The organism is Pseudomonas sp. HLT2-19-2 (genome assembly GCF_054898005.1).
The window spans coordinates 405,913-428,688 of record NZ_CM142712.1; the positions used below are offsets into that span (position 1 = coordinate 405,913).

A 22,776-nucleotide genomic window follows, 5' to 3' on the forward strand; every position below is an offset into this window, starting at 1 on the left:
TTCGTTGACCGGCCAAGAGTGAGCGTAATTCAAGGCAGCCGCTATCACCGACGCGTTATCTACTCGGGGTCAATATTGAATCTTCAGAGGGGTAAATCGAGGGCAGGGCTTTGGAGAGGGGCGCAGCGCAGTCGCGACAAGCGAAAACGAGCAGTTCGATCTGCTCGCTCAGGCTTGCCGTCGTTTTTTACCGGGAGGTTTTTTTGTTCAGTGCTTCAGGGCTGTTGAGGTAGCGTGTGATGACCTCGACGCCCCGATTGAGGTGTTGTTCGAGTATCTTCACCGAGCCTTCGACGTCCCGGTCTTCGACGGCTCGCAAAAGCGCCCGGTGATCTTCCTGGGACAGTTTGCCCAGGCCCATGGCTTCCAGGTTGAAGCGCAGGAAGCGCTCCTCTTCGTTCAATCCGTCTTCCACCAACCTCAACAGCCGCTGGTTCGGCGTCTTTCCGTACAGCGACATGTGGAAGAGCCGGTTGAGCCGGCCGATCTCTGTGTAGTTGTGTTCCGTTTCCATGTCGTCGATATGACGGGCAGCCTGTTCGAAGTCTTCCTTCTCAAGCAGTGGAATCGATAGGCGCAGCGTTTCGGATTCCAGCAGGATCCGCAGTGCATAGGTTTCCACGGCATCGCCCTGAACCAGCGGTGCGACCACGGCACCTTTATGGGCGACTACGTTAAGCAGCGCCTGGGCTTCGAGCTGGCGCAAGGCTTCGCGCACCGGCATGCGGCTGACACCGAAAAGATCGGCCAAATCTTGCTGACGCAGGGCGGTGCCGCAGGGAATGCGACCGTCGAGAATGGCCGAACGCAGGGTTTCTTCGATCACCGAGCGTGCCAGATGAGCCGGTATCGGCCCGTTGACCTTGATGCTGTTCAGAGGATTGGGCTTCTGTGTCACAACTACGCACCCTGATTGACTGAAATAAATTTGGATCCAAAGGACACTAGTGACTGCCTGACAGGTTGTCAAACGTACACAAGGTCGCAGCCTGTGGTGGCCACGATGTTTTTAATGACACCTGCCATACAAAGTTTAGCGCGCTACCAGTGATCTCACCGTGCCATTGTTTTTTACCGAGCTAACCTGCACCATCAAACGCTTTCCCACCTGCCTGACCTGGATGCCTCGCATTGGCGGTACGTTTCGCGATCCCTCGGACTTTGCGCTGGCTGTGCTGCGGGTTGCTGCTGGCCGGCGTTATGCTGGGCGGGCTGCATGCCGATTGGGATTTTTCGCTGATCAGCCGTCGCGCGCAGGCATTGTACGGGCCGTTGGGCGAAGGGCAGCAACGGATTGATGCCTGGCAGCACTTATTGTCTACGCAAAAGCAGGTCAACGAGCTCGAACAGCTTAAAGTGGTCAACCAATTTTTCAACAAGCAGATGCGCTATGAGGAAGACATCGACCTGTGGCACGAGGTCGATTATTGGGAAACGCCCATCGAGGCCCTGTGGAAGGGCGCCGGCGATTGCGAAGATTACGCGATCGCCAAGTATTTCAGCCTGCGCCATCTCGGCGTTTCCAGTGACAAGCTGCGCATTACGTACGTCAAGGCTTTGCGCCTGAATCGGGCGCACATGGTGTTGACCTACTACTCAAGCGCCGAGGCCATGCCGCTGGTACTCGACAGCTTGATCGACGTGATCAAACCGGCCAGCCAACGAACCGATTTGCTGCCGGTCTACTCTTTTAATGCCGAAGGGTTGTGGTTGCCGGGCGCCAAGGGCAACAAGAAAGTCGGTGACACCAAACGCCTGTCTCGTTGGCAGGATGTGCTGAAAAAAATGCAGGCCGAAGGTTTCCCGGTCGAGACGACTAACTAGGAGCACGCGCTCAGATGTCTTTGTTCAAACAGCTGTTGATCGCTATCTGTCTGTTCCTGGTGATCGCCTTCACCGGTAGCTTCGTGGTCAGCCTGGAAAGCTCGCGCACCCAGTACGTCAACCAGTTGCGCTCCCACGCCCAGGATGCCGCGACCGCATTGGCGCTGTCCCTGACGCCGAACATCGACGACCCGGCGATGGTCGAGTTGCTGGTCAGTTCAATCTTCGACAGCGGTTACTACGCGAGCATCCGCGTGGTCGACCTCAAGACTGATCAGACCATCGTCGAGCGCAGCGGCATTCCAGCGGTGAACAACGTGCCGGACTGGTTTGTCAAAATGATCGGGTTGGAAGCGGCCGGTGGTGATGCCCTCGTCAGCCGTGGCTGGGAGCAGGCGGCGCGGGTCGAGGTGGTCAGCCATCCGATGTTCGCGTTGGCAAAACTCTGGCAAAGCGCGCTGGGCAGTCTTGGTTGGTTGCTGATCTGCGGTGCGGTGAGCGCGGTGCTGGGCGCGCTGTTGTTGCGCCGGCAACTGAAGCCGCTGGATTACATGGTCAAGCAATCCCACGCCATCGCTCGCCGCGAATTCCTCAGCCTGCCGGAACTGCCGCGCACACCCGAACTGCGCCGCGTGGTGCAGGCTATGAATCAAATGGTCGAGAAGCTCAAGGCGTTGTTTCAGGAGCAGGCCGTGCGTAGTGAAAAACTGCGCGTCGAATCCTATCAGGACAACCTGACAGGCCTGGCTAATCGTCGCTATTTCGAAATGCAGTTGAACGCCCGGGTGAGCAATCCGGAGCAGGCGAGTTCCGGTTATTTGCTGTTGTTGCGGGTCAAGGACCTGGCCGGGTTGAACCAGCGGTTGGGCGGTCAACGCACCGACCAATTGTTGATAGCGGTGGGTGAGCAGCTGTCCCGAGAGTGCGCCAAATACCCGGAAACCCTGAACCTCGTGACGCGGATTCGCGGCGGCGAGTTCGCCGTGCTGGCACCGGGGCTGGTGCGCGAAGAAGCGCTGCAACTGGCGCAGAACCTCGACAGTGCGCTGGCGAGTCTGCATGCGACGGGCGCCACCGATGTCGCCTCGGTGGCCTCGATCGGGCTGGCGCCGTTTGTTTATGGTGACTTGCCGCAAGCCGTGCTTGGGCTGGGCGATCAGGCGTTGGCTCAGGCGGAAAGCCAGGGAGAACCGAGCTGGGCGTGCCTCGATCACAGCGCCTCGGCCAGCGTCGGTGATGACCATCATGCCTGGCACAACTTGCTGGATCAGGCGTTGGATCAGAAGCGTTTCGAACTGTATTTCCAACCGGTCGTTGCCGCCCAGGACACGCAGTTGGTGCTGCATTACAAGGTGCTGTCGCGTCTGATCGACGACGAGGGCCAGACCATTCCCGCCGGGCGCTTCCTGCCGTGGCTCGAGCGCTTTGGCTGGACCGCGCGGTTGGACCGGCTGATGTTGGAGCTGGTGCTTGAGCAGATGGCCGACCATGAAGAGTCGCTGGCGCTGAACCTGTCTTCATCGACGTTGGCCGACCCGCAGGCGTTGAATAAAGTATTTGAAAGACTGCGCCAGCATTCGAATCTCGGAGAGCGATTGACCCTGGAAATCGGCGAGGAGCAGCTGCCGGATCAAGCCATGCTGGAAGAGCTGACGCGACGTCTGCACGAACTCGGGTTCTCCCTGAGCCTGCAACGCTTTGGCGGGCGCTTCAGCATGATCGGCAACTTGGCGCGGCTTGGGTTGGCGTACCTGAAGATCGACGGCAGTTATATCCGGGCGATTGATCAGGAGAGTGACAAGCGATTGTTCATCGAGGCGATTCAGCGGGCGGCGCACAGCATTGATCTGCCGTTGATTGCCGAGCGGGTCGAGACGGAAGGGGAGTTGATGGTGATTCGTGAGATGGGGTTGTATGGGGTTCAGGGGCAGTTGTTTGGTGAGCCGAAGCCTTGGGGGTAACTCACTGATCATTCCCACGCTCTGCGTGGCAATGCAGCCCGTGACGCTCCGCGTCACATCGGTGCCAGGCGCAACGTCGGCGGGGGGCAGGTCCTAGGAGATTTCCTTCAAGTTGTAGCGGTGTTGCTGAACTTGTTTCGGCCAATTGCGAGGTCTAGTCTGGCTTTGTCACTGAATAATCGGTGACACGGACGTGCAAGTCCGGGTAAAAGACGACGCGCAACGCCATTGGTTACTTGGCGAGCAACTCATGCTCGCAGTGCCTGTTTTATGGTGGCTGTGCGCGGGAGATCTTTCTTTCGAGAATTATCTGCCGGGGTCCGTCTGCCCGGTCTTGCACACTCGCGCACAGCTGCCACCCTATTCGCGTGCAAGCGAACGGTAGTAGCTCCCAATACACAGATGGAGATACAACATGTTCAAAGTAACGCCGAATCCGCCCGAACCCCGCAAAGGCTATCTCTTTACCGTCTCCCCCGACATCGGCACCGAAGCCCTTCTAGCCAACGCCTCCGAAGACCTGCTTTCCATCAGCGCCATCGCCGTCGACCTGGCCGACGACGTAGAAGGCTCACGCCGTTGCATCGCGCTGGCGATTAGCCGAATGGCCGATGGGGTTCATTTAATGGTGGAGCGGGCGCTGGATCACCTTGAGTCGCCAGAGTTGGCGCCGGATCCGGTCAAAGTTTAGCGCACATTGATCGTTCCCACGCTCTGCGTGGGAATGCAGCCCGTGACGCTCTGCGTCACAACAGTGTCAGGCGCAACACCAGCGGTGAGGCCGGAACGCGGAGCGTCCCTTGAGGCATTCCTTTGCTGCGCGTGGGAACGATCAGCGTCTGGAGTTAGATCAACCCCGTCTCGTCATCATCGATCAAATGGCTCAACCCACCCAGCGCTTCACGGGCGTGTGACCGGTCCATCAGCTTGGCCTGGGCGGCGGCCGGCAGGTCGGTGACGCGGATCACGCCTTTACTGGTTAACACTTGAATCAAGTCGTCGAGTACCCGGATCATTTCCAGGTCGCTCTGCTTGAGCTGTTTGAGGCTGGTTTCCACTACCTCGTTGGCGTACCAGTCCTGGATTTCATGGTGGTCGGCCGGCAGCGTTTCCGTGGCCTCGGCGTAGGCCGCAGCTTCCACGCGCACTAACTGACCTTGCGCATCGCGTTGCACGTAGAACATTGAGCATCCCTCGGAAATGGACCAGCGTCATGCTGTCAGCAGCATAGGCCAACTGAACGCGAGTATGCGGTGCGGCGACGAAATCGTCACCGGTTTGATGGGCGCAAACGTGACGGCCGCCCCATAAGGGCGGCCGTTTTTCGTTGGATCAGCTGTTGTTGTGATCGATCTTGATGGTTGGGTCACTGCCGGCAATCAACGAGTGAATGTTGGCGGTGGACCAGTTGTTGCCTTCCAGTTTGATCGTCGCATCCGGTGCAGCGGCTGCGGCGTCAGCACCGTTGAACTTGCCAGCGGAGCTGACTTGCAGGGACGAAACGCCGTCCACGGTGGTGATCTTCAGGAAGTTGTCGATGGTACTGCCGGTTTCGCCTTGCAGCAGATCGCGCAAGTCGATGCGATCACCTTCACTGGCCTTGAAGTCCTTGATCACGTCGCTGCCGGTGTCGCCAGCCTTCCACACGAAGGTGTCGACGCCCGAACCGCCGATCAGAATATCGTTGCCCTGACCGCCCATCAGCGAATCGTTACCCGAGCCACCGAGCAGGATGTCATTGCCCTTGCCGGCGTCGAGGAGGTCGTTGCCACCCTGGCCGAAGAGAATGTCATTGCCGGCACCGCCCAGCAGCGCGTCATTACCGTCATGCGCCCCGGACACATCGAACGCGGTGTAGTGCTCGGTGATGAACTGGTGCACGTTGCTGGTGGTGACTTTGCTGACGTCCACGCCGGTTTGCTGGGCGACAAACGCCTGCATGGCCTGATAACCCTCGCCGGCGACGCCGTTGAAGCTCACCAGGTCGCCGAACAGGATGTCGTTGCCGTCGCCGCCATTGACCGTGTCCGCGCCTGGCATCGTTGCTTCGGTGTGACCGATGATTGAGTTGGCCAAGTCTTTCGGGTCGATGTTGGTTTGCGGTGTTTTATCCGAGTCGTACGGTTTCAGATCGCCAAGGGTGACGTCCTTGTTTATGCCGATGGCTTCTACCGTCGACACCTTGCTCAGCAGCGCGAAGCTGTCGGTGGAGTTGTCGATGGCGCTGGAGTCGGTGCTGCTGCCGTTGCCACCGCGGGACGAGAACTCATACGTACCATCGCCTTGGGCGTGCAGTGTGCCGAAATCTTTACTTGACCAGCTGTCGCCGGACTTGGTCCAGACTGTGACGTTGCCCGAAGCGGTGATATCGATCTGGTGGTTGCTGTCCGGGTACAGGCTGATCGCTTTGCCCAACTGGTAGTTGCTGGTGGTGATTACGCTGTCGAGTTTGGCGCCGTTATACAGATTCGGGTTGGTCGATTCATCACTCTGGTAGTAAGTCGGTTTGCCGTCGGTGATGAAGTACGTGAGGTTCGTCGCGCCCTTGTTGGCAACGGCATCGGCGCTCTGGAACCAGTTGGCCGTGGTTTTGAACACGTCCTCGTAGTTGGTACCGCCGCCGGAAGCCATCGAATCAAGTACCGCTTTGAGCAGGATCAGGGCATTCGGATCGTTCAGGTTGACCGACACCGACTTGTTGACCTGGTTATCGAAGTCCGCCAGGAAGATGTTCACCGTCCCCGAGTTGCCGCCCATGCTCTGCTTGAGGGTGTTGAACACCGAAGTTAGCGAGTCCTTGGCGGAGCTGACCGACGACGGGCTCATACTGCCCGAGCTGTCGACCATGAACGCAATGTTGTAGTTGGTGCCCGGAACCACGGTCAGCCCGCCGATGTCGGCGACTATGATGTCGTTGCCGTCAGTGCCGCTGATGGTGTCGTCAGCCGCCGTGGCGGTGGCGGCGTTGTAGACCGCCGGGTAAACCGTGACAGGGATCGTCGCGGTGCTTTGCGCCGAACCGCCGAGCGATTCGGTGGACGTCGAGGTTACGGTCAGATTGAACTGGCCGTTGTAGTACGGCGGCGGAGTGACGGTCAGGGACCCGAGGCTCCAGCCCGTGACGTTGGCTTCGCCAGACGTCGCGCTGGCGGTGAACGTGTGGCCGGCGCCATCGGTCAGCACTGAACCCACCGGGATGCCGCTGATCTTCACGCTCAGGCTTTCGGAGCCGTCGGTGTCAGTCAGGGCCGTCCTGATTGCGGACAGGTGAACGCTGGTGCCTTCTGCGGCTTCATTGAGTTTGTAGCCTTCGTAGTAGCCTTCGCCGCTGGTGCCGTGCAAATCGGACACCGTCACGCCGGAAGCGGCAAGGTCCGCCACGCCGGTGTACAGCGGCACGCCGGCGCTGCTCAGGTCGACCGCGGCACTGCCGTTGACCGACAGGTTGACGTCATAGTTGCCCGGGCCGTTCTGGTTGTGGTGGTAAATGTCCAGCGTGTAGTAGCCGCTGGAGGTCGGGATAAACGAACCGTTCAGCTTGCCGCCCGCGCCCCACGTGATGGCCGCTACGTTCTTGCCGCCGATGGTCACCAAAAGGCTGTCATCGCCGGTGCCGCTGAAGGTGTAAGTCTTGCCCGCTTCGAGGTAGATCAGGCCGGAGGTTTTCGAAGCCGTGCCAGCCGCGACGCTGCCGTCGGACTGCACGTTGGTCACCGTGCCACTGCCGTTCGGTTTACCCGCGCCGTCGATGACGCTTTTCAGCGTGCCCGAAGACGCGCCGTTGCCATCGGTGCCGAGGCCCGACAGGCCGGTCCAGACTTCTTTGATCAGCCCGGTGGATTTGACGCTGTTGTCCGCAACGCTCAGGGAAGGCGCGTCGGCCACTGGCGTGATGTCGATTTTGATCGTGCCGGTGTTGCCCAGCAGCGAGCCGTCGGTAGGCTGGAATTTGATCTGTGCGTAGTCCGCCAGTTTGTTACCCAGGCCGGCGTTGTAGCCGTTGCTGCCGGACTCGTTGGTATCCGGCAGGAAGCGCAACTTGCCAGCGTCGATATCAGCCTTGGTGAACGTCTGGTTGTTCGCTGCATCGGTCCAGGTCTTGCCGTCAGTGGCCAGGAACTGCAATTTGCCTTCGCCCGGCAGTTGAGTGATTTTCACGCCCAGGTTAGCGGCGGCGCTGTCGACATCACTGACGCCGAAAGTCGACCAGCCAAGGGTCAGCGGGGTGTCTTCGGTCCCGGTGACGTTAACCGGTGCGGCGGTCGGTGCATCGTTCACGCCGACTACGTTGACGGTAGTGGTCGCGGTGTTGGAGTAGTTGCTGCCATCAGTCACGGTCACGGTAATGATCCGCGGCACGCTGCTCGGGTTTTCACTACTGTTGGTGAAGCTGATGTTCTTGATCTGCTGCATGTAGTCGGCAAGTGTCGCGTTACCGGACAGGGTCAGCGTGACCGTGCCATTTGTGCTGTTGGCATTGATGGTGATGCCGTTGACGCTGTTGCCCAGGTTCAGCGCATCACCATCCTGACGGTTGGTCAGCACGATGGTCGCGCCGGTCAGCAGGGTGCTGTCCGGGTCGGTGATTTTCAGGTCGGTGTCGCCGATCGATACGCCTTGGCCGGTGGTGCCTTCGGTGAACGTCACGTTGTAGTTGGCACCGGTGGCGCCGCTGGAGTTGTTGACATCCAGATCAAGCACCGGCGGCGCGTCGTTGTCGATGATCGTGGTGCTGACGCTGCCGTTTGACGCACTGATCGCCAGGCTCTCGAAGTTGCCACCGGTGGCGGAGTCGATCTTGACCACGAAGTTTTCAGTGCCTTCGGTGATCCTGTTGTCCAGGGTTGCGACGTTGAAACTCGCGTTGCTGCCGCCCGCCGGGATCTTCACGGTGTACACGCCGGTGAAGTCCGAACCGTCGGCGGCGGTGCCGCTGTAGACGATTTTCAGGGTGACTTCGGTCTGCGCCGGGTTAGTCAGGCTGACGGTGTAGCTGGCGGTCTGGCCTTCGGTCACCGAGGTGCTGCCGGTGATGCTGACTTCAGTCTTGTCGACGGTGTCGGTGACGTTGGTCACGACGGCCGTTTTGTTGGGGACCAGGTTCTCGAAGTTGCCGCCGGTCGCGGTGCTGATGCTCGCCTGAACAGAGCCAGCGTCTTTGTAAACATCGTCCTTCGGCGCATCGACGGTCGCGGTGCCGGTGGTTTTGCCGGCGTCGATGGTGATCACGGCGCCGTTGCTCAACGTCACGGTCACGGGTGTGCCGGCGGCGTTGGTCAGGGTGGCGGTGTAAACGATCGAGCCACCTTCGGCGACCGAGTTGGTAGCGCTCAGCGATAGGTTGGTCGTGTCGGTGGTGTCGGTCACGGTGGTGCTGACCGGCGTTTTGTCCGCGACCAGGTTTTCGTAGTTGCCGCCGCTGACGCCTGTGATTGAGTTGGTCAGCGGAGTGTGACCGTTCAACGCATCGTTGGGTGCGAGGGTCGTTACGGTGCCGGTGGTTTTGCCGACTTCGATCGTGATGTTTTGACCGTTGGCCAAGGTCACGGTGACCGGCGAGTCAGTCACAGGCTGGCCGACCGTCGCGGTGTAGGTGACAGTGCCACCTTCAGCCGCAGTAACGGTGGCGGTCAGTTTGACTGTCGAGGTGTCGATGGTATCGGTGACATTGGTGACCGCAGGCGTGCTGCTGGTGACCAGGTTCTCGAAGTTGCCACCGCTGGCGTTCTTGATGGTCGCTTCGACTTTGCCGGCGTCTTTGTAGACGTCATCGGCAGGTGCCTTGACGGTGACGGAGCCGCTGGTAGCGTTGGCGGCGATGGTGATCACGGCGCCGTTGCTCAACGTCACGGTAACCGGAGTACCGGCAGCGTTGGTCAGGTTCGCGGTGTAAACGATCGAACCGCCTTCAGCAACCGACTCAGTCGCGCTGAGGCTGATTGTCGTGGTGTCGGCAGAATCCGTCACCGAGGTATTCGCAGGCTTGCCGTCGACTTCCAGTTTTTCGAAGTTGCCGCCCTTGGCGTCGTTAATTTTGACGCTCAAGGAACCGCCACCGGCGAGGGCATCGTTTGGCGCGGTGAAGTTCACGCTGGCGCTGCTCGAACCGACCGGAATGGTGATGGTCTGGCCGTTGGACAGGGTCACCACAACCGGCGAACCGGTGACTTCAGCAGACACGGACGCGGTGTAAACCACGATGCCGCCTTCGGCCACAGTGCCGTTGGCGGTCAGGCTGACTGTCGACGTATTGATCGTGTCAGTCACTTCGGTGACCGCAGCTGCCGGGCTGGTGACCAGGTTTTCGAAGTTGCCACCGCTGGCGTTCTTGATGGTCGCTTCGACTTTGCCGGCGTCTTTGTAGACGTCATCGGCAGGTGCCTTGACGGTGACGGAGCCGCTGGTAGCGTTGGCGGCGATGGTGATCACGGCGCCGTTGCTCAACGTCACGGTAACCGGAGTACCGGCAGCGTTGGTCAGGTTCGCGGTGTAAACGATCGAACCGCCTTCAGCAACCGACTCAGTCGCGCTGAGGCTGATTGTCGTGGTGTCGGCAGAATCCGTCACCGAGGTATTCGCAGGCTTGCCGTCAACGTCCAGTTTTTCGAAGTTGCCGCCCTTGGCGTCGTTGATTTTGACGCTCAGCGAACCGCCACCGGCGAGGGCATCGTTTGGCGCGGTGAAGTTCACGCTGGCGCTGCTCGAACCGACCGGAATGGTGATGGTTTGACCGTTGGACAAGGTCACAACGACCGGCGAACCGGTGACTTCAGCAGACACCGACGCGGTGTAAACCACGGTGCCGCCTTCGGCCACAGTGCCGTTGGCGGTCAGGCTGACTGTCGACGTATTGATCGTGTCAGTCACTTCGGTGACCGCAGCTGCCGGGCTGGTGACCAGGTTTTCGAAGTTGCCACCGCTGGCGTTCTTGATGGTCGCTTCGACTTTGCCGGCGTCTTTGTAGACGTCATCGGCAGGTGCCTTGACGGTGACGGAACCGCTGGTAGCGTTGGCGGCGATGGTGATCACGGCGCCGTTGCTCAACGTCACGGTCACGGGTGTGCCGGCGGCGTTGGTCAGGTTCGCGGTGTAAACGATCGAACCGCCTTCAGCAACCGACTCAGTCGCGCTGAGGCTGATTGTCGTGGTGTCGGCAGAATCCGTCACCGAGGTATTCGCAGGCTTGCCGTCAACGTCCAGTTTTTCGAAGTTGCCGCCCTTGGCGTCGTTAATTTTGACGCTCAAGGAACCGCCACCGGCGAGGGCGTCGTTTGGCGCAACAAAGTTCACGCTGGCGCTGCTCGAACCGACCGGAATGGTGATGGTCTGGCCGTTGGACAGGGTCACGACAACCGGCGAGCCGGTGACTTCAGCAGACACCGACGCGGTGTAAACCACGGTGCCGCCTTCGGCCACAGTGCCGTTGGCGGTCAGGCTGACCGTCGACGTATTGATCGTGTCAGTCACTTCGGTGACCGCAGCCGCCGGGTTGGTGATCAGGTTCTCAAAGTTGCCGCCGCTGGCATCTTTGATGGTCGCTTCGACTTTGCCGGCGTCTTTGTAGACGTCATCGGCAGGTGCCTTGACGGTGACGGAGCCGCTGGTAGCGTTGGCGGCGATGGTGATCACGGCGCCGTTGCTCAACGTCACGGTAACCGGAGTACCGGCAGCGTTGGTCAGGTTCGCGGTGTAAACGATCGAACCGCCTTCAGCAACCGACTCAGTCGCGCTGAGGCTGATTGTCGTGGTGTCGGCAGAATCCGTCACCGAGGTATTCGCAGGCTTGCCGTCGACTTCCAGTTTTTCGAAGTTGCCGCCCTTGGCGTCGTTAATTTTGACGCTCAAGGAACCGCCGCCCGCCAAGGCGTCGTTTGGTGCAACAAAGTTCACGCTGGCGCTGCTCGAACCGACCGGAATGGTGATGGTCTGGCCGTTGGACAGGGTCACCACGACCGGCGAACCGGTGACTTCAGCAGACACGGACGCGGTGTAAACCACGGTGCCGCCTTCGGCCACAGTGCCGTTGGCGGTCAGGCTGACTGTCGACGTATTGATCGTGTCAGTCACTTCGGTGACTGCGGCTGCCGGGCTGGTGACCAGGTTCTCGAAGTTGCCGCCGCTGGCGTTCTTGATGGTCGCTTCGACTTTGCCGGCGTCTTTGTAGACGTCATCGGCAGGTGCCTTGACCGTCACCGAGCCGACAGTCGCGCCCGCCGCGATGGTGATCACTGCGCCGTTCGACAGGTTCACGGTAACCGGAGTGCCGGCAGCGTGAGTCAGCGTCGCTGAGTAGACAATCGAACCGCCTTCCGCTACCGAATCCGTAGCGCTCAGGCTCAGGGTGGTGGTGTCTTTAACGTCTGTCACCGACGTGACTGCCGGGGTTTTATTTGCCACCAGGTTTTCGTAGTTGCCACCGGTGGTGCCGTCGATTTTCACGCTCAGGGAACCGCCGCCAGCCAGTGCGTCGTTCGGTGCGGTGAATTTCACGCTGGCGCTGCTGGCGCCGACCGGAATGGTAATGGTCTGGCCGTTGGACAAGGCCACGACAACCGGCGAACCGGTCACTGGCGCGTTGACCGAAGCGGTGTACACCACGGTGCCGCCTTCAGCCACAGTGCTGTTGGCCGTCAGACTGACTGTCGACGTATTGAGGGTGTCGGTCACGTCGGTAACCGCTGGGGTCTTGTCGGCCACCAGGTTTTCGAAGTTGCCGCCGGTGGTCTTGGTGATGCTGGCTTCAACTTTTCCGGCGTCTTTGTAGACGTCATCCTTTGGTGCTGCGAAGTTGACCGAACCGGTAGTGGCACCCTTGGCAATTTGGATCACCGCACCGTTGTTCAACGTTACGGTCATCGCGGTGCCGGCGGCATTGGTCAGGGTCGCGGTGTAGACGATCGAACCACCCTCGGCGACCGAACCGGTGGCGCTCAGGCTCAGGCCAGTGGTGTCGACCGTGTCTTTGACGGTGGTGCTCACTGACGCCTTGCTGATGTCGAGTTTTTCGAAGTTGCCACCGCTGGCACCAGTCATCGTCACGGTGAGCTTGCCGACATCTTTGTAGACGTCATCGCTTGGCGCCGCGATGGTGACCGAACCGCTGGTTTTGCCGGCTTCGATGGTGATGGTCTCGCCGTTGCTCAGCTTGACGGTCACCGGCGTTTGCGCGGCGTTGGTGAGGGTCGCGGTGTAGGTGATGTGCGAGCCTTCAAGTACAGTTTTTTCAGCGCTGAGCGTCAGTTGCGTCTTGTTGATTGTGTCGGCGACGTTGGTCACGGCCGGGGTCGGGCTGGTAACCAGGTTTTCAAAGTTGCCGCCAGCGGCGTCCTTGATGGTGACTTCCAGTTTGCCGGCGTCCTTGTAGACGTCGTCTTTCGGTGCGTCGACTTTCACGGTGCCGGTGGTTTTACCGGCATCGATGGTGATGGTCGCGCCGTTGCTCAACATCACGGTCACTGGGGTGCCGGCCGCATGGGTCAGGGTGGCGGTGTAGGTGATCTGGCCACCTTCTTTGACGTTGCCAGTGGCGCTCAGCGACAGGGTGGTGGTGTCGACGGTGTCGGTCACGCTGGTGCTGACCGGGGTTTTATCGGCGACCAGGTTTTCGAAGTTGCCGCCGCTGGCGTTCTTGATGGTCGCTTCGACTTTGCCGGCGTCTTTGTAGACGTCATCGGCAGGTGCCTTGACGGTGACGGAACCGCTGGTAGCGTTGGCTGCGATGGTGATCACGGCGCCGTTGCTCAACGTCACGGTCACGGGTGTGCCGGCGGCGTTGGTCAGGTTCGCGGTGTAAACGATCGAACCGCCTTCAGCAACCGACTCAGTCGCGCTGAGGCTGATTGTCGTGGTGTCGGCAGAATCCGTCACCGAGGTATTCGCAGGCTTGCCGTCGACTTCCAGTTTTTCGAAGTTGCCGCCCTTGGCGTCGTTGATTTTGACGCTCAAGGAACCGCCGCCCGCCAAGGCGTCGTTTGGCGCAACAAAGTTCACGCTGGCGCTGCTCGAACCGACCGGAATGGTGATGGTTTGACCGTTGGACAAGGTCACAACGACCGGCGAGCCGGTGACTTCAGCAGACACCGACGCGGTGTAAACCACGATGCCGCCTTCGGCCACAGTGCCGTTGGCGGTCAGGCTGACTGTCGACGTATTGATCGTGTCAGTCACTTCGGTGACCGCAGCTGCCGGGCTGGTGACCAGGTTTTCGAAGTTGCCACCGCTGGCGTTCTTGATGGTCGCTTCGACTTTGCCGGCGTCTTTGTAGACGTCATCGGCAGGTGCCTTGACGGTGACGGAGCCGCTGGTAGCGTTGGCGGCGATGGTGATCACGGCGCCGTTGCTCAACGTCACGGTAACCGGAGTACCGGCAGCGTTGGTCAGGTTCGCGGTGTAAACGATCGAACCGCCTTCAGCAACCGACTCAGTCGCGCTGAGGCTGATTGTCGTGGTGTCGGCAGAATCCGTCACCGAGGTATTCGCAGGCTTGCCGTCGACTTCCAGTTTTTCGAAGTTGCCGCCCTTGGCGTCGTTGATTTTGACGCTCAAGGAACCGCCGCCCGCCAAGGCGTCGTTTGGCGCAACAAAGTTCACGCTGGCGCTGCTCGAACCGACCGGAATGGTGATGGTTTGACCGTTGGACAAGGTCACAACGACCGGCGAACCGGTGACTTCAGCAGACACCGACGCGGTGTAAACCACGGTGCCGCCTTCGGCCACAGTGCCGTTGGCGGTCAGGCTGACTGTCGACGTATTGATCGTGTCAGTCACTTCGGTGACCGCAGCTGCCGGGCTGGTGACCAGGTTTTCGAAGTTGCCACCGCTGGCGTTCTTGATGGTCGCTTCGACTTTGCCGGCGTCTTTGTAGACGTCATCGGCAGGTGCCTTGACGGTGACGGAGCCGCTGGTAGCGTTGGCGGCGATGGTGATCACGGCGCCGTTGCTCAACGTCACGGTAACCGGAGTACCGGCAGCGTTGGTCAGGTTCGCGGTGTAAACGATCGAACCGCCTTCAGCAACCGACTCAGTCGCGCTGAGGCTGATTGTCGTGGTGTCGGCAGAATCCGTCACCGAGGTATTCGCAGGCTTGCCGTCGACTTCCAGTTTTTCGAAGTTGCCGCCCTTGGCGTCGTTGATTTTGACGCTCAAGGAACCGCCGCCCGCCAAGGCGTCGTTTGGCGCAACAAAGTTCACGCTGGCGCTGCTCGAACCGACCGGAATGGTGATGGTTTGACCGTTGGACAAGGTCACAACGACCGGCGAGCCGGTGACTTCAGCAGACACCGACGCGGTGTAAACCACGGTGCCGCCTTCGGCCACAGTGCCGTTGGCGGTCAGGCTGACCGTCGACGTATTGATCGTGTCAGTCACTTCGGTGACCGCAGCCGCCGGGTTGGTGATCAGGTTCTCAAAGTTGCCGCCGCTGGCATCTTTGATGGTCGCTTCGACTTTGCCGGCGTCTTTGTAGACGTCATCGGCAGGTGCCTTGACGGTGACGGAGCCGCTGGTAGCGTTGGCGGCGATGGTGATCACGGCGCCGTTCGAAAGGGTCACGGTAACTGGCGTGCCGGCCGGATTGGTCAGGGTCGCGGTGTATACAATCTGACCGCCCTCGGCCACTTCGGTGGACGCCGACAGGCTCAGGCCAGTGTTGTCTTTCGAATCGGTGATAGTGGTCAGCGCCGGCTCGGTGCTCGGGGTCAGCTGCTCGAAATTACCGCCGGTGGCTCCGGTGATGGTGGTACTGACGGTGCTGCCATTGTTGTAGACGTCATTGGCTGCGGTGTCGACGGTCACGCTGCCAGTGGTCGCGTCGGCAGCAATGGTGATGACCGCGCCGTTCGAAAGGGTCACGGTGACTGGCGTGCCGGCCGGGTTGGTCAGTGTCGCGGTGTAGGTGATCTGGCCGCCTTCGACGACGGTACCGGTGGCGGTAAGGCTCAGGCCAGTGTTGTCTTTCGAATCGGTGATAGTGGTCAGCGCCGGCTCGATGCTCGGGGTCAGCTGCTCGAAATTGCCGCCGGTGGTTCCGGTGATGGTGGTGCTGACGGTGCTGCCATTGTTGTAGACATCATTGGCTGCGGTATCGACGGTCACACTGCCGGTGGTCTTTCCCGCTTCGATGGTGATGACCGAGCCATTGCTCAAGGTCACAGTCATCGGCGTGCCCGCCGGGTTGGTCAGGGTGGCGGTATAGGTGATCTGACCGCCTTCGACGACGGTGCCCGTGGCGGTGAGGCTCAGGCCGGTGTTGTCGGCCGAGTCGGTAATGGTGGTGACTGCTGGCGCGGTGCTCGGCACCAGGTTCTCGAAATTGCCCCCGGTGGCGCCAGTAATCGTGGTGCTAACGGTGCTGCCATTCTGATAAACGTCATTGGCCGGGGTATCGACGTTCACGGTGCCAGTGGTTTTACCGGCTTCGATGGTGATGGTCGAGCCGTTGGACAGGGTGACAGTGACCGGCGTTTGAGCCGGGTTGGTCAAGGTGGCGGTGTAAGTGATCTGGCCGCCTTCGGTGACCGTCGAACCCGCCGTCAGCGTGACAGTGGTGGTGTCCGGCGAGTCGGTAATGGTGGTCACGGCCGGGGCCGGGTTTGGCACCAGGTTTTCAAAGTTGCCGCCGGTGGCACCGGTAATGGTGGTGGTGACCGTGCTGCCGTTGTTATAGGCATCGTTGGCGGGTGTCGGCACATTCACGCTGCCGGTCGTATTACCGGCGTCGATGGTGATGATCGAGCCGTTGGACAACGTGATGGTGACCGGCGTCTGGGCCGGGTTGGTCAATGTCGCGGTGTAGGTGATCTGGCCGCCTTCGGTAACGTTGGCGCCTGCGGTCAAGGTGACCGTGGTGGTATCAACGGTGTCAGTGACTTGGGTCACGGCCGGGGTCGTCGGCGCGGTGACGATAATGCCGCTTCCGCCAGTGGTACCGGTGACGGTCACGTTGATCTGGGTCGGGTCGTTATAGACGGTGTCGTTCGGCGCGAGCGGAACGTTGACGGTACCGGTCAATTGGCCGGCCTGGATCACGATCACCGAGCCGTTGGACAGGGTGATGGTCAGGTCCGTCAGCGGGGCCTGGCTCAGCGTCGCGGTGTAAACCAGCACGCCGCCGGCCTCGGTGATGGCCGGCGTGGCGCTCAAGGTCAGGGTCGACTCGCGCTGCACGTTGGCGCTGGTATCCGCAGTCTGGCCGCCGATGGTGTTCTGTGCAGCCAAAGCGGCGGTGCCGATGCCCGCAGTCGGGAAACCAATGGTCGGATCAACCCGGCCAGCGGTTGCATCCAGCATCACGAAGCTGTGACCGCTACCTGCCGCGCCGCCCGTGCCGGCAGCCGTCGGGCCGGCCGCGGTGGCTTCAAGATCAGTGGTCGGGTCGGCACCGGCAACGATGGCTTGCTGCAGCTCTTCAACCGATGGCGCGGCTTGTGCAGTGGCTTGTGCAAGGTCAGTGCTGGAATCCGGGTCGCTGCCGCTCCATTGAGTGTCGCGACCCAGGTCCAGGGTCCGGCCGTCAGCCAGTTCGAGCGTAATGGCGCCAGCCGCACCGGTGTCTACCTGATCGCCGACAAACAACCGATCGCCTTCAACGAGAACGCGGCGCACGCCCTCTGGGGACACAGCGAAAACCTGACCGACAATGCTTTTGACGATGGCCACAACACTGCTCATTGAAGACTCTCCAAGTGTCACATTCAATAGACGTCCATGGACCTGAGAGCGGTTGATCGCGCTCAGTCTGGATGTTCTTTCAAGGTATTAGAGGCACAACTTTGACGCGGTTATTCGTCAACAAATTGGCTATATTTTTTTCGGTATAAACTTCATGCCAAACTATTGACCTTGCTCATGTCATCCTAAACAATCGCCCCCGTAATGTCACATTGATATTTCGGCGCCGACCTGCTGCACAGAGTGTGACCCAGTGCCAAAATTCAACTTTCCGACACACGGTCATTCCGATTGTCATCATCCGATGCAGCGGCACCATCTGCAGTGATTCAAGACAAGCAATTTCGGGAAACTTCAATAATGCGCTTGCACCTGCTCAAGGCTTTACCCTTCGCCGTAGCCGCCAGTTTTGTTCAGGCGCAGACCCTTCCGGAAGCCATGCAACAGGCACTGGATGTCCATCCGGAAATCCAGGCCGGCGTTAACAGTCGATTGGCCGCGGATTATCAGTTAAAGGCAGCAAAAGGTGGATACCTGCCACGGGTCGATCTGCTGGGCGGTTATGGTCGCGAAGGCACTGACAGCGTCACCACGCGTGCTGCCGGCAACAACAATCACTGGGAAACCCTGAACCGCAGCGAGTCGAGTGTGCGGTTGTCGCAAATGGTTTTTGACGGTTTTGCGACGTCGAGTGAAGTGGGGCGTCAACAAGCCACCGTTAACTCCCGCGCTTATTCTTTGCTGGGCACGTCCGAACGCACCGCGCTCACCGTCGCGCAGGTGTATCTCGATGTATTGACCCGCCGTGAGTTCGTGCGCCTGGCGACCGACAACCTGAAGAGCCACGAACGGATTTTCGACCAGATCAAACTGCGCACCCAGCGCGGCGTGGGCAGCGGCGCCGACCTCGATCAGGCCGAAGCGCGTATGGCTCAGGCCCGCAACAACCTGATCACCGAGCAGACCAACCTGGCCGACGCCGAGACCAACTTCCTCAGCGCCGTCGGCCAGATGCCCGATCAGCTGGAGCGTCCTGCCGATTTCATGGCGCTGTTGCCGGCCAACCTCAATGAAGCCCGCGCGCAGATGCTGGAAAACAGCCCGACCCTGCGTTCCGCCGAGTCTGACATTGCCGCTGCCGAGAAACAGTACGCAGCCGCCAAGTCGAGCTTCTACCCGCGCTTCGATGCCGAATTGGGTCGCAGTGCCGACAATGATCTCGACGGCCAGAACGGTCACAGCAATGAGTGGCAGGCCATGTTGCGCATGCGCTTCAATCTGTATGCCGGTGGCAGCAACAAGGCTGACCTGGAATCCAAGTCCTACCTGTCCAACCAGGCACTGGATATTCGCAACAACGCCTTGCGTGTATTGAACGAAGAGCTGGGTCTGGCCTGGAACGCCTTGAACAACGCCAATGCCCAAGTGCCGATCGCCCAGCAATATGTCGATCACAGCACCCGCGTGCGCACCGCCTATCAGAAGCAGTTCGGTCTCGGCGAGCGCACGTTGCTCGACCTGCTCGACAGCGAAAACGAGCTGTTCTCGGCTTCTCGTCGCCTGGCGGAGATCAAAAACATTCAGTTATTTACTCAGTACCGAATCAAGGCGACCATGGGCGAGTTGCTCAAGAGCCAGGGAGTGGTCGCACCGTTGGCATCCGTTGTGCAAAACGACGTGAAGCCGAAGGTTCAACTGCCCGGTATGAATTGAGCAGAACCTTCATTGTTCAATTGTTAGCCAAGAGTGCCGAGCGTGGAATCAGAAGTCAGTCGAGTTCAACTCATTCATGATCCACGCGCGCTGCATGACGATCCGTTACTGGACGGCTTGCTGGCCCTCTGCACCCTGCATCAGAAACAAGCCAGCGCCGCGATGTTGACCACCGGCCTGCCGTTACCCAAGCAACGTCTGAGTGTTGAACTGCTACCCCGCGCGGCAGCTCGTGCCGGCCTGCAAGGGCGGGTGCTGGTACGCAAACTGGAGCAGATCCCGGCGATTGCCATGCCGGCGCTGTTGCTGCTCAAGGATGGCCGCAGTGCCGTCCTGCTCGGTTGGCTAGGTGACGACCAGGCGCGCCTGCTGCTCAGCGAAAGCGATGGCGGCGAAAGCGTTGTCAGCCGCGAACTGCTGGCCGATGACTACATCGGCAAAGTGTTCTTCGCTCAACCCCAGCATAAATACGACGTCAATCACGGCACGCTGATCCCGCGCGCGCGCTCGTGGTTCCGCGACACCCTCAAGCGTTCGCGCTGGCTGTACGCTGACGCCATCGCCGCCAGTTTCCTGATCAACATCATTGCCATGGCCGCGCCGCTGTTCGTGATGAACGTTTACGACCGCGTCGTGCCGAACCAGGCCGAATCGACCCTGTGGGTGTTGGCCATCGGTATCACCGGGGCTTACCTGTTCGATCTGATCCTCAAGAGCCTGCGCAGCCTCTGTCTGGACCTGGCGGGGAAGAAAACCGACCTGATCATCTCGGCCACGTTGTTCGAGCGCATCGTCGGCATGGCCATGAAGTACCGCCCGGCGCGGGTCGGCAGTTTTGCCCAAAACATCCACGAGTTTCAGAGTCTGCGGGACTTTCTCGCCTCGCTGACCCTCACCAGCCTGATCGACCTGCCTTTTACGCTGCTGATCTTCATGGTCATCGCGATTCTCGGCGGGCATCTGGTGTGGATTCCGGTGCTGGCGTTCCCGATTGCCTTACTGATCGGCTATGCGCTGCAGAAACCGCTGGTGGCGACCATGGAACGGACCATGGCCCTGGGCGCCGAGCGTCAGTCGAGCCTGATCGAAACCCTCGCCGGCCTCGATGCAGTGAAGGTCAACAACGCTGAAAGCGAGCGCCAATATCAGTGGGAGCAGACCATCGGCACCCTCAGCCGCCTCGAGCTGCGGGTGAAAATGCTCTCCGGTCTGGCGATGAACATCACCTTGCTGATCCAGCAACTGGCCGGGGTGATCATGATCGTCTTCGGCGTGTACCAGATCATCGACGGCCACCTGAGCATGGGCGGTTTGATCGCCTGCTATATGCTCAGCGGTCGCGCCCTCAGCCCGCTGGCCTCGCTGTCCGGCCTACTGACGCGTTACCAGCAAGCGCGGGTGACCATGACCTCGGTCGATCAGATGATGGAGTTGCCGCAAGAGCGCAACTTCGAGGAACGCCCACTGAGCCGCAAGGTGCTGCAAGGCGCCATCGAGTGCCGGCAGATGAACTTCACTTACCCGAACCAACAGAACGCGGCGCTGAAGAACATCAACCTGATCATCAAGCCCGGCGAGAAGATCGGCATTATCGGGCGCAGCGGCTCGGGTAAAAGCTCCCTGGCCAAACTGCTCGTAGGCCTCTACCAGCCGGACGACGGCGCACTGTTGGTGGATGGCGTCGATATCCGTCAGATCGACGTCAGCGAATTGCGCCACAACATCGGTTACGTGGCTCAGGACATCCAGCTGCTCGCCGGGACCTTGCGCGACAACCTCGTGTCGGGCGCGCGCTATGTAGAAGACGAAACGGTGCTGCAAGCTGCCGAGTTGGCCGGTGTCCACGAATTCGCCCGTCTGCACCCGCAAGGTTATGAGCTGCAAGTCGGCGAGCGTGGGCAGAACTTGTCTGGCGGTCAGCGCCAGAACGTTGCCCTGGCCCGTGCGTTGTTGCTCAACCCGCCGATCCTGCTGCTCGACGAACCCACCAGCGCCATGGACAACACCGGCGAAGAACGCCTCAAGCAGCGCCTCGTGGCGGTGGTTGAAAACAAGACCGTGGTGCTGGTGACGCACCGGGCTTCGCTGTTGTCGCTGGTGGATCGTCTGATCGTCATCGACCGCGGGCAGATTCTCGCCGACGGCCCGAAAGCCGCGGTGATGGAAGCGTTGAAGAAGGGGCAGATCAGTGTTGCTTAAGTCGGGTTTCAAGAATTCGATCGGCCGTTACTTCAAAGGCTCAGATTCGCTGCATGGCCAGCCACTTCCCGAGGTCAACAAAGCGCTGATCGAAGACGCCCCACGTGTGGTGCGGCTGACCATCTGGGCGATCATCGGCTTCTTTGTGTTCCTGATGCTCTGGGCCAACTTCGCCGTAGTCGACGAAGTCACCAAGGGCGACGGCAAGGCCATTCCCTCGTCCAAGATCCAGAAAATCCAGAACCTTGAGGGCGGGATCGTCTCCGAGTTGTTCGTGAGCGAAGGGCAGATCGTCGAGGCCGGCGCGCCGCTGATTCGCCTGGACGACACGCGATTTGCCTCCAACGTCGGCGAAACCGAAGCCGATCGGCTGTCGATGCTGCTGCGAGTAGAGCGCTTGAGCGCGGAAGTCGATGACCGTCCGCTGAACTTTCCCGCTGACGTGCTGAAGGCTGTACCTGGTCAGGCGGCCAGCGAGGAGTCGCTGTACATCAGTCGCCGTCAGCAACTGCACGATGAGATTGGTGGTTTGGCGGAGCAGTTGATCCAGCGTCAGCAAGAGCTGCGCGAGTTCACCTCCAAGCAGTCGCAGTACCGTAACGGCCTCGCGTTGCAGCGTCAGGAAATCGACATGTCCGAGCCGTTGGTGGCCCAGGGCGCGGTATCGCCGGTGGAGGTTTTGCGACTCAAGCGCGCCGAGGTTGAAACCCGCGGGCAACTGGACGCGACCACCCTGGCCATTCCTCGCGCCCAATCGGCGATCAAGGAAGTGCAGCGCAAGATCGACGAGACTCGCGGCAAATTCCGCAGCGAAGCACTGACTCAACTCAACGAAGCACGCACTGATCTGAACAAGGCCCAGGCCACCGGCAAGGCGCTGGAAGACCGGGTCAGCCGGACGCTGGTGACATCGCCGGTGCGCGGTATCGTCAACAAATTGCTGGTGAATACCATTGGCGGTGTGATCCAGCCGGGCAGCGACCTGGTGGAAATCGTGCCGCTGGACGACACCTTGCTGGTTGAGGCAAAAGTTCGTCCGCAAGACATCGCCTTCCTGCATCCGGGACAAGAGGCGACGGTGAAGTTCACGGCGTATGACTACACCATTTATGGCGGGCTAAAAGCCAGGCTTGAGCAGATCGGTGCCGACACCCTCACCGACGAAGACAAGAAAACCACCTACTACCTCATCAAACTGCGTACTGATCGCAGCCACTTGGGGACGGATGAAAAGCCGTTGCTGATCATCCCGGGGATGGTGGCTTCGGTGGACATCATCACCGGCAAAAAAACCGTTCTCAGTTACCTGCTCAAGCCGATTATTCGGGCGCGCGCCGAGGCGCTGCACGAGCGGTAGGCCTGACAGATCGTTCCCACGCTCTGCGTGGGAATGCCGCCATGGACGCTCCGC

9 protein-coding genes are annotated in these 22,776 nt (G+C 60.3%); 6 read left to right on the forward strand and 3 right to left on the reverse strand.

Annotated features, from left to right (window positions below):
* Window positions 1-187 precede the first annotated feature (187 nt).
* Window positions 188-898: a GntR family transcriptional regulator gene (locus tag ACYZTU_RS01925; RefSeq protein ID WP_461967647.1), complete on the reverse strand. Its 711-nt coding sequence runs from the start codon at window positions 896-898 to the stop codon at window positions 188-190.
* A gap of 233 nt (window positions 899-1,131) precedes the next feature.
* On the opposite strand from ACYZTU_RS01925, the gene lapG reads away from it, so the two are divergent.
* From lapG to ACYZTU_RS01940, 3 genes are all read left to right on the forward strand, one after another.
* Window positions 1,132-1,824 carry a cysteine protease LapG gene (gene lapG / locus ACYZTU_RS01930; RefSeq protein WP_461967649.1) on the forward strand — a complete coding sequence of 231 codons (693 nt, stop codon included), beginning with the start codon at window positions 1,132-1,134 and terminating at the stop codon, window positions 1,822-1,824.
* Window positions 1,825-1,838: 14 nt separating this feature from the next.
* Entirely contained in the window at window positions 1,839-3,785 is a 1,947-nt protein-coding gene (gene lapD / locus ACYZTU_RS01935; RefSeq protein WP_461967651.1) for a cyclic di-GMP receptor LapD, read from the forward strand.
* A 415-nt stretch (window positions 3,786-4,200) separates the two neighbouring features.
* A complete protein-coding gene (locus ACYZTU_RS01940; RefSeq protein ID WP_461967653.1) occupies window positions 4,201-4,476 on the forward strand; it encodes a DUF6124 family protein in 276 nt (91 codons plus the stop codon).
* 154 nt (window positions 4,477-4,630) lie between these two features.
* Here ACYZTU_RS01940 and ACYZTU_RS01945 read toward each other — a convergent pair whose 3' ends face one another.
* Window positions 4,631-4,969, reverse strand: coding sequence for a tryptophan synthase subunit beta (locus tag ACYZTU_RS01945; RefSeq protein ID WP_282383144.1), 339 nt, complete (start codon window positions 4,967-4,969; stop codon window positions 4,631-4,633).
* Window positions 4,970-5,117: 148 nt separating this feature from the next.
* A complete protein-coding gene (locus ACYZTU_RS01950; RefSeq protein WP_461967655.1) occupies window positions 5,118-17,453 on the reverse strand; it encodes a retention module-containing protein in 12,336 nt (4,111 codons plus the stop codon).
* A 360-nt stretch (window positions 17,454-17,813) separates the two neighbouring features.
* Between ACYZTU_RS01950 and ACYZTU_RS01955 the strand changes: the two genes are divergently transcribed.
* From ACYZTU_RS01955 to ACYZTU_RS01965, 3 genes are read left to right on the forward strand one after another with little or no spacing between them, the layout of a single operon-like run.
* Window positions 17,814-19,166 (forward strand): TolC family outer membrane protein, encoded by a 1,353-nt coding sequence (locus tag ACYZTU_RS01955; protein WP_461967657.1) that lies wholly within the window; start codon window positions 17,814-17,816, stop codon window positions 19,164-19,166.
* A 42-nt stretch (window positions 19,167-19,208) separates the two neighbouring features.
* Complete coding sequence (locus tag ACYZTU_RS01960) at window positions 19,209-21,365, forward strand: type I secretion system permease/ATPase (protein WP_461967659.1); 2,157 nt, start codon at window positions 19,209-19,211, stop codon at window positions 21,363-21,365.
* The gene (locus ACYZTU_RS01965) at window positions 21,355-22,722 is read left to right on the forward strand and encodes an HlyD family type I secretion periplasmic adaptor subunit (protein WP_461967660.1); all 1,368 of its coding nucleotides are present in this window, start codon (window positions 21,355-21,357) and stop codon (window positions 22,720-22,722) included. Before ACYZTU_RS01960 ends, ACYZTU_RS01965 begins: the two co-directional genes overlap by 11 nt.
* The last annotated feature ends 54 nt before the right edge of the window (window positions 22,723-22,776 follow it).

Excerpts from the sequence above, each read along its gene's own strand:
- ACYZTU_RS01955 (WP_461967657.1), top strand. The coding sequence starts at position 17,814 with ATGCGCTTGCACCTGCTCAAGGCTTTACCCTTCGCCGTAGCCGCCAGT.
- ACYZTU_RS01950 (WP_461967655.1), bottom strand. The coding sequence starts at position 17,453 with ATGAGCAGTGTTGTGGCCATCGTCAAAAGCATTGTCGGTCAGGTTTTC.
- lapD (WP_461967651.1), top strand. The coding sequence starts at position 1,839 with ATGTCTTTGTTCAAACAGCTGTTGATCGCTATCTGTCTGTTCCTGGTG.
- ACYZTU_RS01945 (WP_282383144.1), bottom strand. The coding sequence starts at position 4,969 with ATGTTCTACGTGCAACGCGATGCGCAAGGTCAGTTAGTGCGCGTGGAA.
- ACYZTU_RS01940 (WP_461967653.1), top strand. The coding sequence starts at position 4,201 with ATGTTCAAAGTAACGCCGAATCCGCCCGAACCCCGCAAAGGCTATCTC.